14 protein-coding genes are annotated in these 17,112 nt (G+C 29.4%); all 14 read right to left on the bottom strand.

What is annotated here, in order from left to right; translation table 11 throughout:
• Positions 1-83 precede the first annotated feature (83 nt).
• Positions 84-1,646, bottom strand: a complete 1,563-nt coding sequence (locus B2S02_RS05345) for a ClC family H(+)/Cl(-) exchange transporter (RefSeq protein ID WP_414632445.1) — start codon at positions 1,644-1,646, stop codon at positions 84-86.
• A 507-nt stretch (positions 1,647-2,153) separates the two neighbouring features.
• Positions 2,154-2,927, bottom strand: coding sequence for an RNA polymerase sporulation sigma factor SigG (gene sigG / locus B2S02_RS05350; protein WP_035132671.1), 774 nt, complete (start codon positions 2,925-2,927; stop codon positions 2,154-2,156).
• A gap of 73 nt (positions 2,928-3,000) precedes the next feature.
• Complete coding sequence (sigE, locus tag B2S02_RS05355; RefSeq protein WP_346848319.1) at positions 3,001-3,741, bottom strand: RNA polymerase sporulation sigma factor SigE; 741 nt, start codon at positions 3,739-3,741, stop codon at positions 3,001-3,003.
• Between the two features lie 11 nt (positions 3,742-3,752).
• Positions 3,753-4,556, bottom strand: coding sequence for a sigma-E processing peptidase SpoIIGA (gene spoIIGA / locus B2S02_RS05360; RefSeq protein ID WP_346878609.1), 804 nt, complete (start codon positions 4,554-4,556; stop codon positions 3,753-3,755).
• A 315-nt stretch (positions 4,557-4,871) separates the two neighbouring features.
• On the bottom strand, positions 4,872-5,984 hold the full coding sequence (gene ftsZ, locus B2S02_RS05365) for a cell division protein FtsZ (protein WP_343824218.1): 1,113 nt from the start codon (positions 5,982-5,984) through the stop codon (positions 4,872-4,874).
• A complete protein-coding gene (ftsA, locus tag B2S02_RS05370; RefSeq protein WP_346848316.1) occupies positions 5,981-7,240 on the bottom strand; it encodes a cell division protein FtsA in 1,260 nt (419 codons plus the stop codon). The genes ftsZ and ftsA overlap by 4 nt, the downstream gene beginning before the upstream one ends.
• A gap of 306 nt (positions 7,241-7,546) precedes the next feature.
• Positions 7,547-8,545, bottom strand: coding sequence for a type IV pilus twitching motility protein PilT (locus tag B2S02_RS05375; RefSeq protein ID WP_346876448.1), 999 nt, complete (start codon positions 8,543-8,545; stop codon positions 7,547-7,549).
• A 276-nt stretch (positions 8,546-8,821) separates the two neighbouring features.
• The gene (sigK, locus tag B2S02_RS05380) at positions 8,822-9,523 is read right to left on the bottom strand and encodes an RNA polymerase sporulation sigma factor SigK (protein WP_035133266.1); all 702 of its coding nucleotides are present in this window, start codon (positions 9,521-9,523) and stop codon (positions 8,822-8,824) included.
• Between the two features lie 133 nt (positions 9,524-9,656).
• Complete coding sequence (locus tag B2S02_RS05385; protein WP_346848314.1) at positions 9,657-11,321, bottom strand: penicillin-binding transpeptidase domain-containing protein; 1,665 nt, start codon at positions 11,319-11,321, stop codon at positions 9,657-9,659.
• A gap of 90 nt (positions 11,322-11,411) precedes the next feature.
• The gene (gene udk / locus B2S02_RS05390) at positions 11,412-12,038 is read right to left on the bottom strand and encodes a uridine kinase (RefSeq protein WP_346848313.1); all 627 of its coding nucleotides are present in this window, start codon (positions 12,036-12,038) and stop codon (positions 11,412-11,414) included.
• On the bottom strand, positions 12,038-13,264 hold the full coding sequence (locus B2S02_RS05395; RefSeq protein WP_346848312.1) for a U32 family peptidase: 1,227 nt from the start codon (positions 13,262-13,264) through the stop codon (positions 12,038-12,040). The genes udk and B2S02_RS05395 overlap by 1 nt, the downstream gene beginning before the upstream one ends.
• Positions 13,215-13,913 (bottom strand): O-methyltransferase, encoded by a 699-nt coding sequence (locus B2S02_RS05400; RefSeq protein ID WP_346876446.1) that lies wholly within the window; start codon positions 13,911-13,913, stop codon positions 13,215-13,217. Before B2S02_RS05400 ends, B2S02_RS05395 begins: the two co-directional genes overlap by 50 nt.
• A 168-nt stretch (positions 13,914-14,081) precedes the next feature.
• Positions 14,082-15,065, bottom strand: a complete 984-nt coding sequence (gene mltG, locus B2S02_RS05405; protein WP_346920388.1) for an endolytic transglycosylase MltG — start codon at positions 15,063-15,065, stop codon at positions 14,082-14,084.
• Between the two features lie 24 nt (positions 15,066-15,089).
• On the bottom strand, positions 15,090-16,913 hold the full coding sequence (gene typA / locus B2S02_RS05410; protein WP_346848309.1) for a translational GTPase TypA: 1,824 nt from the start codon (positions 16,911-16,913) through the stop codon (positions 15,090-15,092).
• Between the last annotated feature and the right edge of the window lie 199 nt (positions 16,914-17,112).

Consider the following 17,112-nt stretch of genomic DNA (forward strand, 5'->3'; position numbering starts at 1 on the left):
TCCCTCCTTAAATTTTATATCATTTAATCTATATTCTCTTTAAAATAATATAGAACATAAAAAAAGAGCCTAGGCTCTATTTTTTATACTAAAGTAAGTTTATTTATTTCTTCTATTATAAAACATCGTCTATCTACATTTACTAAAACAACTATATAATCTCCACCTATTAATTTTACATTACCTGTTGGTATTATTTCTTTTTCTCCTCTTTTTATAGAGACAAGAAGACAGCCCTTCGGCCAATCAACCTCACTTATAAATTTCCCTTCACCTATACTTCCCATTTCAATGCAAAATTCTAATATGGTCTTTTTACTGTCACTTTCCTCTTTAGTTAATCCAACCCTTTTTAGCAATCTTTCTAATAGCACCTCATAAATTGGTTCATTTTTTAACAACTCTGAAGTAATGTATGAAATTATAACTACTACTGATAAAGACAACAAATGATTAAAAGAACCTGTCATTTCCATTATAAGAACAATTCCCGTTATAGGAGCTTTGACTACAGATGCAAAATATCCTGCCATACCTAAAGCTATAAAGTTAATAATATATGAGCTATTTATTCCAAAAACATCTATTGAAAAACTTCCAACTATAGCTCCTATAATTGCTCCTAATAATAACATTGGTAAGAATATCCCACCTGGTACCCCAGATCCAAAACAAATTAAAAGTAATAAAAATTTAATTATGTATATTATTATTAAAAATAAGATTGATTTTTCTTCTAAAGATAAATGTAATATCAGCTCATGACCTCCACCTAATAACATAGGTACTGTCAATCCAATAATTGCTGTTAGTACAAAGGGGATCATTATTTTTACTTCTTCAGGTATATTTTTAAATTTAGAATATAAATCTTGAAATAAATATATTCCCTTTGAAAATATAACTCCCATTATTCCTGTTAAAATACCTAATATAATTAAAATCCAATAATAATTTAATGGTAATGCATCCATTGCACCCACAGTTAAAGCTGGCTCAATGCCTAAAAATCTTTTTGTCACAAAATCTGCAGTTATAGCCGCCGGCATAACCGTCAATAATACTAATGGAGAAAAATTTCTATGAATTTCTTCTAATGCAAAGATTATTCCAGATAAAGGTGAATTAAATGCAGCAGACAAACCTGCCGACGCTCCAGCTGTTATTAAAAATTCCTTTTTAACTGGCATATTTTTATAACTTTTTTCTCCAACTCCTTCACCTATTGAAGCTCCAATTTGAACTGAAGGACCTTCTCTACCAACAGAAAGCCCAGCTGACAAAGCTAAAAATCCTCCAATAAACTTGTATATTAATATTCTAGACCAATTCATTTTTAATTTATTTATAACTCGTCCTTTTACTTGAGGAATACCGCTACCTGAAATCATGCCTTCATGTTTAACCATGATTCCTACTATTATTCCAATAGTTGCTAAAATTCCAATAACTAAAATCGCTTTTAATAAATCCTTATTTCCCCATGAATAAAAATTATTAAAAAGTAGCGAGAATTTATTTATTAGTATCCTATTAAGTACTATTACTACTCCTGTTACTAAACCTACAATAATTCCTTGAAAAACTAATCTATACTTCATATTTTTTCTCTGGATCATTATTTCCTTTATCCTTTCGCCTTCCACTATTCCATCACCTCAATTTCAAATATATACTTAACTTCATCCAATATTTCAGAATTACTAAAATCTGCTCAAATAACTTATCCTATAATAATCTATTTCGTTAATAAATTACAAACATACTATTTTTATTCATCAGCATGATAAATTCAAAAAAATTTAATACATAAGTTAAATAATATCTCCCCTAAAAATATTTTAACAGAACAGCTATCTTTTAATCAAATTTTACTCAATTTGAAATTTTCATAATTTTAAGCTTACCTATTCAATATATTGTATAAGATATAAATGTTTATTTTCATACAAAGGCTCATATCAAATTATCCACATATTCTAAATCTATAATAATCTATAAAGCAAAAAGGAGCCTAGGCTCCTTTTTGTAGAGTTATAATTTTTTAATTTTAACCTCATTGCAATGAATTTTAATACAATATGATTTCATTACATAAACTATTGCAACTAGTTTTAATTCTAAAATAAGCTACCTACCTGTAAATAAGCATATTACACATGTTTCCTCATATGTTTAAGTGCTGTCTTTTCCAATCTCGAAACCTGAGCTTGAGATATTCCAATTTCATCAGCAACCTCCATTTGGGTTCTTCCTTGAAAAAATCTTAAGTTTAAGATTAGTTTTTCCCTATCTGTAAGCTTTTTCATACCTTCTTTTATTGATATATTTTCAAGCCATCCATCATCTAAATTCTTACTATCACTAATTTGATCCATAACAAATATGGCATCTCCACCATCATGGTAAATAGGTTCAAATAATGAAATGGGGTCTTGAATTGCATCTAGTGCAAATACTATCTCCTCTTTAGGCATTTCTAGTTCTTTTGCAATTTGAGAGATAGTTGGCTCTTTATTATCTTTGTTAACAAGCTTATCTCTCACTTGTAATGCCTTATAAGCAATATCTCTTAAAGATCTACTTACTCTAATAGAGTTATTATCCCGAAGGTATCTTCTAATTTCTCCAATTATCATCGGTACTGCATAAGTGGAAAATCTAACATTCTGACTTAAATCAAAATTGTCAATAGCCTTCATTAGACCTATGCAACCTACTTGAAATAAGTCATCTACATTTTCCCCTCTGTTATTAAATCTTTGAATTACACTTAATACTAACCTTAGATTTCCTTTTATAAAATCCTCTCTACAGCCCTTATCACCTTGCTTTATCTTGATTAGTAGTTCCCTCATTTCCTTCTCTTTTAATACAGGTAGTTTCGAAGTATTCACTCCACAAATTTCTACTTTATTAATCATCATAAGGTCTCATTCCCTTCAGAATAATTACATTAAAATTATTTCCTGATGTAGCTTTTTTATACTAAAGACAACCTTATAACATTTTATTAATTTCTTTTTTAAGTCTCTTAATTATTCTTTTTTCCAATCTAGAAATGTAGGATTGAGATATACCAAGCATATCCGCAACTTCCTTCTGGGTTTTTTCTGTAATTCCATTTAGTCCAAATCTCAACTCTATTATTTCTTTTTCCCTACTATTTAATTTATCCATAGCAATTCCAAGAAGTTGTTTATCTACTTCTTCTTCTATATAGTTATATACTACATTACTATCAGTTCCTAATATATCTGATAATAACAGTTCATTTCCATCCCAATCAATATTTAATGGCTCATAAAAAGATATTTCTGTTTTTATCTTATTATTTCTTCTTAGATACATAAGTATTTCATTTTCTATACATCTAGAAGAATAGGTTGCTAATTTAATCTTCTTTTCTGGTGCAAAAGTGTTTACGGCTTTTATAAGTCCTATAGTACCTACTGATATTAAATCCTCTACATTTACTCCTGTATTTTCAAATTTTCTTGCTATATAAACTACCAATCTTAAGTTACGTTCAATTAATATGGATCTTATGCTTTCATCTCCCATTTCTAGGTTTTCTACCAATACTTCCTCTTCTTCTTTAGTCAATGGTGGTGGTAATGCATCATTTCCCCCTATGTAGTAAATTGATTTTGCAAAGCCTTTAAACTTACTTAAAAATCTACTTAGTATGCTTTGCAACCCATTTCTCACTTCTAAAAATTTTTTTGATATTTTATTCATAAAAATTCCTCCTATTCTATAATCCCCCTTGGTAAAAGTCCATTATAATCACTATGTTTACTAAGCTTATTATCACAAAATGCCAATATCAAACTTTCCTCTTTTATATTTCCGTTAATGTTTATCTTCACACTATCTGGTCTAATTCCAATAAGTTTTCCATTACATCCACTTACCACAGAATAAGGAATGTTATATATGCTATGGTTCTTTAAATTTAAATCTTTGAAAAACTTCCTTTCTACAATTATTACAGGCAAATTTGTTGCCGGCTCTCTAAGTTCATTACCTGTATCTAAAAAGGCTTTTATTATAGTCTTCACATTATCGATACATATTTCAGTAGTATATACATAATTAATTAATGAGCGTCTATCTTTTACATATACAGTCAACTTATAAATTAACATATAAATAATCATTAAAGACAATATAAGATTTTTATAGGAAAAATTATATATCATAGCACTTGATGATAAAGATGGATTATCCTTTATGGCTATATAAAAAGACATTCCTGCAAGAAGCACAGAATACAATATAAATATTCCCGTAGCTTTTAATACTTCACCCATACTTTTATCTTTAATAGATATCATCATCATCAGTAGAGCTACTACTATTTTAAAGGGCGTAGATGTAAAAAACTGTAGCTTAGGAATAAGTATAGCAAAAACATATGAAGCACCAATAGCTGAACTTAGCATTAACCTACTCATTAAAACCTTCTTTTTTATAGTTTGCATAGTTATTGTTAATAAAAATAAATTCACTAAAAAATTTTCTAACAAAAGCATATCTAAGTACACTACCATTTTATTTACCCCCTTAAAGATTATTATATAGGTTACTTACGGTAAAATTTGTAAAATTGTATGGTAAAATTTCATATTATTACTAGAAAATTATGTCATTTTACGATTTTTTTTTTAAATTAAGTATCTGTTAAAAAATAAACTGTGTAATTTAAACAAAAGTCCCTGAAATAATAAAGGGCTGAAATAGAATACCTTTCATTCTAAATCAGCCTTTACATGGAATTTTTAAAATTTAAATAAGAAGAGACTATTGCAAAATGATTAAAAATCATTTTGCAATAGTCTCTTAATAAAATATATAATAATCTTATATTATCTCATGCTTTTTCTTAGCCATGTAGGAACTGTAAAATCTTCACTTTCCTCTTTAGAAGGTGTAGTAGCTTCACTTGATTGAGTTGCTGCTACCTCTGATTTAGGACTCTGACTTTTAATAGAGTCAAAGCTTACTCCACTTTCCATTTTAGCTTTTTCACAATCAAATCCAGTAGCAATAACTGTTATTCTTATCTCATCATTTAAGCTCTCATCAATTACAGCACCAAATATAATATTTGCATCTGGATCAGCTTCTTCCTGTACTATTTGTGCAGCTTCATTAATTTCTAACAAAGACAAATCAGATCCCCCAGTAACATTTAAAAGTACTCCAGTTGCTCCTATAATTGAAGTTTCTAAAAGTGGGCTTGCTATTGCTTCTCTTGCAGCATCTTGCGCTCTATTATCGCCAGTTCCAACACCTACTCCCATATGAGCAAGTCCTTTATTAACCATAATAGTGCTTATATCTGCAAAGTCCAAGTTAATTAATCCTGGTATAGTTATTAAGTCAGAAATACCTTGTACACCTTGTTTTAAAACATCATCTGCTTTTCTAAAAGATTCTACAAGAGTAGTTTTTTTATCCACAAGAGATAATAATCTTTCATTTGGAATTGTTACTAATGTATCAACTGATTCCTTTAAAGCCTTAATTCCAGCTTCTGCATGAATCATTCTTTTTCTTCCTTCAAAAGGGAACGGTTTAGTTACAACACCTACAGTTAAAATCCCCATAGATTTAGCTATTTCTGCTACTACTGGTGCAGCTCCTGTACCAGTTCCTCCACCCATTCCACAAGTAACAAATACCATATCTGCACCTTTTAATGCTTCAATTATTTCTTCCTTACTTTCTTCTGCTGCTTTTCTTCCTATTTCGGGATTTGCACCTGCACCTAAGCCTCTAGTAAGCTTGTCTCCTAATTGGATTTTAAACTCAGCCTTAGATAAAACTAATGCTTGTTTATCTGTATTAATACCTATGAATTCAACATTTTTAAGTCCTTCTTCAATCATTCTATTTACAGCGTTGTTTCCACCGCCACCACAACCTACAACTTTAATTTTACATAAATCATCATTTTGAACATCGAAATCAATCACTTTATTACCTCCTCATTAGAAAAACTCTTTAGAATTCCTTTTAGTCTTGCTATAAACTTATTTTCTTTACTTCTATTATTGCTACTACTCAACTTTTCATTACAACTTTCACAGGAACTTTTTTCTTTATTAAATATTTCTTCTTTACTTAAAACATCTCTTATGATTCCTGTAGCTGTTGAATATATTGGGTTTGCTGCTCCAACATAATTTGGAACACCTATTCTAACTGGCTTTCCTAATATTTCTGAAGCTATAGTCGTAATATCTCTAAATAAAGATATTCCACCTCCAACAATTACGAAACTGCCAATTTGATCACTTAATTGCTCTTTTTCAATGCGCTTATTTATTATTTCAAGTAGTTCTTTAACTCTTTCACCTATTATATCTACTAACATTTCATAATTAATTTCCACTATACTATTTCCACTAGTATTAATCTTTATTTTATGACTTTCAGTTGAATTATCGTTCAATAAAGTATTACATTTAAATTTTAATCTCTCACTATCTTGTAATGATAACTTTAGGCAAATAGAAATATCATTTGTAATATTATTACCACCTAAGGGTACTGAAAAGTAATCTAAGAATCTATTATTCTTAAAAACTGTAACTTCCATATTAGAACTTCCAATATCGATAATTGCTACACCTTTGGCAAGTTCAAGATCTTCAATTATATCCTTGCTTATACCTATAGCATTAACTACCCATCCCTTTATCTCGATTCCAGTTTCTTTTAAACATTTTTTATATCCATCAACATATTTTTTACCTAGTATAAATGCGTTGCCTTCTGATTCTAGTACCTTCCCTTTCATTCCTAATGGATTAGTAATATTCTTCATAGAATCAACTATGTATTCTTCAATATCAACTTGGACAATTTCTTGCTCCTTGCCAACACAAAACTTTGCAACTTCTCCCACATTTAATATATCTTCTTTGCTAATCTCTTTCATTTCTGGGAAAGACAAAACACCTTTAGTCTTTACGATTTCACATAAAGAAATTGGTACAGATAAGTATGCTTCTTCTAATGGTGAATTTACAATTTCCTTTAAACGCTCTACTACATTGCGTAAAATATAAGAAATATCCTCTTCATCCAACATTACATTATCCTTAACTCCCTCATAATCTGAAGTAGTAATTCCCATAACTTGTATTTTGTTTTCTTGGTCTAATCTCCCAACTACTCCACATACCTTTGAAGAACTTATATCTATTCCAACAATGTAATTATTCATATAACATATTCCTCCCACATTCTACTCCCTAAGAAGTTTACAGTGTACAAAGGTATATTCAACATGAAAAATGAAATTCCTTCAAAATAGCAGAATATTTTTAGAATATATTTATATAATGCCTAGTCTCTATAATACCTTACTACCATATACAGGTAAATAACGAAATTATCTCAATATATTATAAATACGCCATTTAATCATTTATATTCTATCTATAGTATAAAACTTAATTAAAAAAAACACAATAGTTAAATTCCCTATACCATTGATATTATAGGTTTTCTAAGAAGCAAAGAACTCTGTTTACAGTTCTTCTTTATCAATATATCTTATAATTTTACTTATAGCCATTTCCATAGTCTGCATACCATATTTTGACGAAGTTTCCATAGTTGATGGTATTTGATGTATTTTCCCTTCTCTAATTAAATTTTGAACTGCTGGGGTATTAACCATTACCTCAAGAGCTGCAACTCTTCCACTACCATCCACCTTCTTAAATAATCTTTGACATACTATACCTTTTAACACCGTAGAAAGCTGATTTCTTATCCTTAATTGCTGTTCTGACGGAAAATAATTTATGATCCTATCAATTGTTTTGTAGGCACTTATGGTGTGTAATGTAGAAATTACTAGATGTCCTGTTTCTGCTGCCAGAAGTACTGCTGACATAGTTTCTAAATCTCTTATTTCTCCAACTAAAATTACATCTGGATCTTCTCTAAGTATGGCTCTTAGCCCACTATCATAGCTTTCCGTATCCCTTCCTATTTCCCGTTGATTAATTAGAGACTTCTTATGATTATGTAAATACTCTATAGGATCCTCCAAAGTCACAATATGAGTTTTTTTATTTGAATTTATCTCATTTATCATAGCTGCCATAGTAGTACTCTTACCACTTCCAGTTGGCCCAGTTATAAGAATTAAACCATCCTTTTTATTTGTAAATTCCTTTATAATTGTAGGCATATTTAAATCTTCTAGAGTTGGAACTTTTACTGGTATTACTCTAATTGCAATAGTATCAAAACTTCTTTCTTTATATACATTAACCCTATACCTGCCTACATCCGGTAGAGTATATAGTATATCTCTCTCCCCTATTTCATTATATATAAAGTAATCTTCTCCAAGGATTTCCTTACTATATTTCTTAACTATTTCTTCAGATAAAACTTCTTCTATTATATTTGATAATTCTCCATTTCTTCGTAGAATAGGAGGTGCTCCTACAGACAGATGCAAATCTGAACCTTGATTTTCAACCACATATTTTAAAAGTTCCTTTAGTTCCATTTTTTATCTCCTTACATATAATAAAATACATTTCCACCTACATTGCTATATTTATAATTATCTACTTTACATTAAGTTTACTATAATTTTAATTAGTATATCAATTTATATAATCGTATTAAATATATTTATATTTATATAATTCTTTAACATTAGTTAAAGTTTTCTAAAAAATATGATATGTATTGATTCATAAAGATATATGAATCAATACATATCAATACCTTTTATAATATAAATATAATTATATAGTAAATAATTAATTAATATATATTATTAGCCTTCTCCAAAATTTAACTCTTTAAGTAGTTTCTTTAATGCTCTTTTTTCTATTCTAGATACATAGGATCTTGAAATACCTAATATTGAAGCTATCTCTCTTTGTGTTTTTGGTTTCCCATCTATTAACCCGTACCTCATTTCTATTATTCTTCTCTCTCTTTCTTGAAGACATGTTTGCAGTATACAATATAATTTTTTCACTTGTATCTTATTTTCCACTACCTCCAAAATGGAATCTTTATCACTACTTAATATGTCCATAAGGGATATTTCATTTCCTTCTTTGTCTAGACCTATGGGATCTTGCAAGTATACTTCACTTCTAATTTTCTTATTGTTTCTAATAAGCATAAGAATCTCATTTTCTATACATCTTGCAGCATAAGTCGCTAACCTAGTTCCCTTATCCATATCAAATGAATCTATTGCCTTAATTAATCCTACTGTTCCAATTGATATTAAATCATCCACTTCTTTCCCAGGAAATGAATATTTTTTTACTATGTGTGCTACCAATCTTAGATTTCTCTCAACTAAGACACCCTTTGCTTCAGGATCTCCATCTTTTAATCTCTGTAAATATTCTTTTTCTTCTACTTCTGTAAGTGGCTGTGGAAAAGAGTTATTTCCTGAAACATATCCTGTAAGTAAGGCATATTCGCTAATTACATTCAATAACCAACTCAAGCAAAACATTTATGCTCCCCCTAATAGTGCTTATTATTATAATATGTTTACTTTAGGGGAAAAGTGACTATATGGTAATATTTATTTCAAAGAAAAATTTTAAATTTTAGGAATATTATATTATACAATGTAAAATCTAACTTTAGTTTAGTTTCATAATATTACTATGAGTTAAACTTTCTACTATATCCTTAAATACAGAACATGCAATTTGACTACTACCACTTTTTTCTTCTACCTGTGGTAAATATATAACCATTGAATAATACTTGTTATCATATTTGAAAAACCCTGCGAACCAGCCATCAGAACACTTTTTATCTCCATTCAAATATTCAGTAGTACCAGTTTTGCCGCCGATTTCTATATTATCTATTTTAGCATTGCTTCCTGTACCAAGCTCATCATTTACTACACCTATCATACCTTCTTTAATTATATTAGCAGTACTTTCACTGAAGACCTCTATAGATTCACTTTCATACTTCTTTAAAATTTTTCCTTCTTCACTTATTATTTTATTTATAATTTTAGGTTTAATATATTTACCACCATTAACTACTGTATTAGGAATGGATAATGCTGCTAGCGGTGTAGTTCTCACCGTTTGTCCTATAGATGTATTAGTAATGATATCTAAGTTATTTTCTACCTTATATCCTTCTATCGTTCCACTTTTCTCATCTTGAAGATTTAGCGTCTTATTAAATAACCCTAATCTATTAGATAATTCATATATTCTATCCATTCCAACCTTCCATCCAATTTGAGCAAAAGTATCATTAGATGATGCTATGTATGCTTGCTCCATATTATATGAACCTAGCTTTTCAATACTTTTGGGGAAAATTTTCTTTAAATAGAACTTTTCATCTCTTCCTATTAATTGATTTTCTAAAGCTGCTTCATATAGTATAGTTTTAAAGGTAGAACCAAGTAAAAAACCATTTCCACTAGGTATTCCAATATTTACATTAGATAAACTATCATTTTTCTGCGCCATTGATAATATATCCCCAGTGGTGCTTTCCATTAGTACTGCTCCAATTTGACCGTACTCTTCATAATTTTTACTTTTTAAAATCTCTTCTACTTTTTTTTGAATATTATAATCTAGGGTTGTAGCTACATTATTATTACCTTTTATATCACTAAATACTTTTTTAATAATATTACCACTAACATCCTTTTCAAGCTTTAATTGCTCTTTTTTATTATCCTTAATATATTCATATATTTCTCTTTCTAGTGTTCCCTCATCTTTCAGCTTTGAATTGTCAGAATATTTTACTCCACTAGCTAGTATATTCTTTATATTCCAATCATTATACTTTTTATATTCAGTATATTCGTATACATACATCCCTCTTACATCTTCTATATTTTTTAACTTTTCATAACACTCTTTATCAATTTCATATTGTTTATTTCCATTTTCAATTTCATATTGTAATAAGGAAATATCATAATCTCTATTAAAACTTCGCAGTATATAGGATACATTTTTCATTGAAATAAAAGCTGCTTCCTCATTTAATGTATAAAAAGTTAATGGATCTATCACTATATAATATTTTAATGTACTTTCAAAAATATTATTGTCATTTCGATCAAGCAACTTAAAGTTAATATTATTTATATCCTCTTCATAGTAATATTGTTCATTAGCAGATACTGAAAGTGTAGGCCCCTCCATTAATTGAACATAGATAAACCTAATAATTAATCCTATAAACATTAATATCATAATGGATAATAGGTAATAATTTCTCTTAGTTACCTGTCCTTTATTACTTTTTTGAAACAATAAAAACACCTCCCTTAGTATAATCTTTGACTAAAGAAAGGTGTTTAATACCAAATTTTTGAAATTTGATTATACTGACCTATGTAATAATTACTCTTGTCTTGCTAATATCTGGTGGATATTTCCTTTAATAACTTCTATAGCTACTTTATTATGTCCACCTTCTGGGATAATAATATCTGCATACTTCTTAGTATTCTCTGTAAATTGTTCATGCATCTGCTTAACTACAGTTAAATATTGAGTTATTACTGAATCTACAGTTCTTCCTCTTTCATTAAGATCTCTTACTAGTCTTCTTATGAATCTTACATCTGCATCAGTATCTACATATATTTTTATATCTAACATATCTCTAAGAGATTCATCCTCAAGAACAAGTATTCCTTCTACTATTACTATTTCTCTTGGTTCTACCATTATAGTTTCTTTTTTTCTATTATGTACCTCAAAATCATACTGAGGCTTCTCAATAGCTTTACCATCAATTAAAGATTTTAAATGATTTACTAATAAGGCTGTATCGAAGGCATATGGATGATCATAGTTTGTCTTTACTCTGTCCTCCATAGTTAAATGGCTTTGGTCCTTATAATAACAATCCTGTTCTATCATAGCTATGCAATTTCCATCAAAACTTTTGCATATTTCCTTTGCTATGGTACTTTTCCCTGAACCAGTTCCACCTGTTATTCCTATTATAACTGGACGTTTCATTAAACTTCCTCCTTAGCCTTTATTATAATATCATTTTCTTCTAATTCTTCATTAACTTTAGCCGTATATATCATTTTTGCACTAGGTGCTGACTCAATTTTATTTCCTTTTTCATCATGAAGGTCTCTAAGAACAACTTGCTTATTTTCTCCTATTGGTCTTAAAACCTCTACTTGAGCTCCTTCAACTACTTTATTTCTATGCTCAATTGTAACTATTCCTGTTCCTTTATTATAATCCTTAACTATACCTATAATGTCATAATTTCTTACATAGGCTGAACTATCTTGAACTTGTTTATTTTCTTCATTGAAATAGAATCCAGTATAGTATTGCCTATGACTAGGTTTATTTAAGTCTTCTAACCATCTTGGATTAAACTTATAGTCTTCTGGAGACTTCATATATTCATCTATAGCTTCTCTATAAGCTTTAACAACACTTGCCACATAGTAAGTGCTCTTCATTCTACCCTCTATTTTAAATGACAGTGCTCCAGTTTCCATAAGTTCTGGAATATGCTCAATCATACATAAATCCTTAGAATTCATTATATATGTTCCCTTATCATCTTCCATGATAGGATAATATTCTCCTTCACGTTTTTCCTCTACTAGATGATATTTATATCTACATGGTTGCGCACAAGACCCTCTATTAGAATCTCTCCCTACCATATAGTTAGATATAAGACATCTTCCTGAATATGCCATACACATAGAACCATGAACAAATATCTCTAAATCCATAGTTTCAGGTATTTTCTCTTGTACCTTTCTTATTTCTTCAAGGGATAATTCTCTAGCTAAAACAACTCTTTTTACCCCCATCTTATGCCAAAACTCACAAGTCTTCCAGTTAACAGTATTTGCTTGAGTACTTAAATGCAACTCCATATTTGGTACAGTTTCTCTAGCCATCAAAATTATACCAGGATCTGATACTATAATTGCATCTACTCCTGCTTCATATAATTCCTTCAGATAATCTTCTAAACCATCTAAGTCATCATTATGTGGAAATACATTTAAAGTTACATATACTTTTTTACCTTTTGAATGAGCAAATTCTATACCTTCTAATAATTCTTCATTGCTAAAATTATCTGCAAAAGCTCTAAGATTTAACTTGCTACCACCTAGATATACTGCATCTGCTCCAAAATTTAATGCTGCTTTAAGCTTCTCCAAGTTCCCTGCTGGAGCTAATAGTTCCGGTGTTTTCATTTTCATTCCTCCTAACTGTCAGTGCTATACCATCTCCCATTGGTATTACTGTTGTAAGTAAATTTTCATCCTTTGAGATTGTTTCCATATACTTCTTCATTCTTTTTACTATAGTAATTTTTCTTCTTATCATCAAGTCTTTACATGCAACCATACCTCTAAATAATACATTATCTGATATAATTATTCCATCCTTTGATAACATTCTTATGCAATGAGGTAAAAATTCACTATAATGACCTTTACCTGCATCCATAAAAATCAGATCATACTCATCATCTAATCCTTCAAGAACTTCCAAACAATCACCTTGTATTATTGATATCTTTTCATCTAAACCTGCTTTTTTTATATTTTCAGTTGCTATGGTTACCATTTTTTCATCTCTTTCAATGGTAGTTATAGTAACATTATTTTCCGATGCTAAGGACATTAAAATGGAGGAGTATCCTATTGCTGTGCCAAGCTCAAGTATCTTTTTAGGTTTTTTTAAATTAATCATAAACTCTATTAATCTAGCAGTTTCCTTTTGAACTATAGGCACTGCATTTTCTTCTGCAAAATTTTCTAACTCTTTTAACATCCCTTTAGAATCTCCTATGAGACCTCTTAAGTAATTTTCCATATAATCATATGTAATACCGCTCATTTCTTCCTCCATATAATCCTATATAATTTAATCATTATTTATATACTCTATTTAAAATCTCTTATACATATCATATACATTTACTATTAAGAATATAATAATTTTATAATACAAAGTTATAAGCTCAAAATTATTGAGCTTACAACTTTTTATTCTAAATTTAATATCTTAGTATCCTAATTCTTTTAACTTATTCATAAAGTCTACATCATTATCAGTAAAATAATGATGTGTTTTATCTTTTTCTAAAACGTAAAATAAATAATTAGTACTTTCAGGCTTAGCTGCTGCTAAAATTGATGATATTCCTGGACTAGATATAGGCCCCAATGGCAATCCATGATTTTTATAAGTATTATAAGGTGAGTCTACCTCTAAATGTTTATTTAAAACAGTATCTACATGCTCACCTAAAGCATAAATAACTGTAGCATCAATCTGTAGCTTCATCTCCTTTTTCAACCTATTGTATATAACTGAGGAAACTAATGGTCTCTCTTCATCTACTCTAGTTTCATTTTCAATAAGAGAAGCTATAGTTATTATATCGTAAATATTAGTTCCTTCAGGAATAATGCTATTAATTTTAGAATTAAAATCATTATTCATAGTAGCTATAACTTCATTAGGTTTAACTCCTTGATTAAAGAAATATGTATCAGGAAATAAAAATCCTTCTAAATCATATCTCCTTCCTTCCTTTGATGGAATATAATCAGGAGCTGCATATTCTTTTATAGCTTTTAAGAACTCATCCTTAGTAAATAATCCCTTTTCCTCAAATAATATAGCCATTTTTTCTATATCATATCCTTCTGGAATAGTTACAGATATAGAGCCTTCATTATTTTTATTCTCTAAAACAGCAATTATCTCCTCAAAGCTTAAATTACCTGATAACTTAAATGTTCCTGGTACAAGTTCTGCTGAAGTATTATGCAACTTCATATAAATCTTGATTAATGTTTTACTTTTTACAAAACCTTGATTATCTAACCTATCTAATACGTTGTAAAGCGAATCCCCTTCATTTACAACTACGGTGACTTCTTCACCTTTTAATGGAGACTTTGTCGAATAATTGTAATAAAAACCACTGACTGTTAATATTACTATTAATACTATTACAATTATACTTACAATTTTCTTCATATTACACCCCCATGAACGGAAATATTATTTCTTTAATGCTGCTCTCTTTCTTAGGGTTGGATCTAGTATTTTCTTTCTTAATCTTATAGTTTTTGGAGTAACCTCTACAAGCTCATCAGAAGCTATAAATTCTATACATTGCTCTAATGACATATTAGGTACTGGTATTAATTTAAGTGCATCATCTGATCCTGAAGATCTTGTATTTGAAAGATGTTTCTTCTTACATACATTAACTTCTATATCTTCATTTCTTGAACATTCTCCACAAACCATTCCTTGATATACTGGAACTCCTGGTCCTATAAATAATCTTCCTCTTTCTTGTGCATTGAATAATCCATATCCAATAGACTCTCCAGATTCAAACACAACTAGAGATCCTCTGTTTCTCTCTACTATATCACCTTTGTATTTTTCATAACCAACTAAAACGTGGTTCATTATTCCATTTCCTCTAGTTTCAGTCATAAACTCATTTCTTAATCCAATTATTCCTCTTGATGGAACTTTAAATTCAAGTCTAGTATATCCATTAACAGCACTAGTCATGTTAACCATCTCTGCTTTTCTTGGACCCATTTTTTCCATAACAACTCCCATATACTCTTCTGGTACGTCCATTGTTAAGTTTTCCATAGGTTCTAAAAGTTCTCCATTTTCATGTTTGTATATAACAGATGGCTTAGATACTTGGAATTCATATCCTTCTCTTCTCATAGTTTCAATAAGAATTGAAAGATGAAGTTCTCCTCTTCCACTAACTTTAAATGAGTCTGCTGAATCAGTTTCTTCAACTTTTAAACTTACATTAGTTTCAAGTTCTTTCATAAGTCTATCCCTTAAGTGTCTAGATGTAACAAAATCTCCATCTTGACCTGCGAAAGGTGAGTTATTAACTATAAAGTTCATACTAAGCGTTGGCTCATCAATATCAACAAATGGCAATGCTTCTGGGTTTGTAGCATCTGCTATTGTTTCTCCAATATTTATACCAGGAATTCCTGATATAGCTATAATATCACCAAGTTTAGCTTCTTCTACCTCAACTCTTTTTAATCCATCGTAAGTATAAACATTTGATACTTTTACATTTTTCTTTGATCCGTCCTTTGACATTTGAGCTACGGTTTGATTCTTTTTAATAGTTCCTCTTTCAATCTTACCTATTCCAATTTTACCAACATATTCGTTGTAATCTATTGATGTTACTAGCATTTGTAGTGGCTCGTCTATGTAACCTTTTGGTGGATGCACAGTTTCAATAATTGCTTCAAATAATGGAACCATATCTACAGGTTCATCTTCAAGTTCTGATACTGCAACTCCATCTCTAGCAGATGCATATATTATTTTAAAATCTAATTGCTCATCTGTAGCACCTAATTCTACAAATAAGTCAAAGATCTCATCTATAACTGCCTCTGGTCTTGCATCTTTTCTATCAATTTTATTGATAACAACCATTGGATCTAATCCAAGCTCAAGGGCCTTTTTTAGAACGAATTTAGTTTGTGGCATAGCTCCTTCATAAGCATCTACTACAAGTAAAACACTATCTACCATTTTAAGTACACGCTCAACTTCTCCACCAAAATCAGCATGGCCTGGAGTATCTATAATGTTTATTTTTACTCCATTATACATTACTGCAGTATTTTTTGAAAGAATAGTTATTCCTCTTTCTCTCTCTAAATCATTTGAGTCCATAACTCTCTCTTGCATTACTTCATTTTCTCTAAATACTTTACTCTGCTTTAAAAGCGCATCCACTAAAGTTGTCTTACCATGGTCAACGTGAGCTATTATAGCGATGTTTCTTATATCTTCTCTTGTATATAAATTCATATTTTTCCTCCAAAATTTTATTTTAATAATAAACCACAAAATAAAATTGGATACTTAAGTATCCAATTTAAATTAACTATTTCAATTCTAATATTATGTGGATAAAAAGTCAATGTTATTAAAACATTATTAAATCCCAATACAGAATAGATTTATCATTAATTACTATTTGTGTAATCTTAACTTATAACAATTAATG

Source organism: Clostridium sp. UBA7339 (genome assembly GCF_002470865.1).
Lineage (GTDB): Bacteria > Bacillota > Clostridia > Clostridiales > Clostridiaceae > Clostridium_J > Clostridium_J sulfidigenes.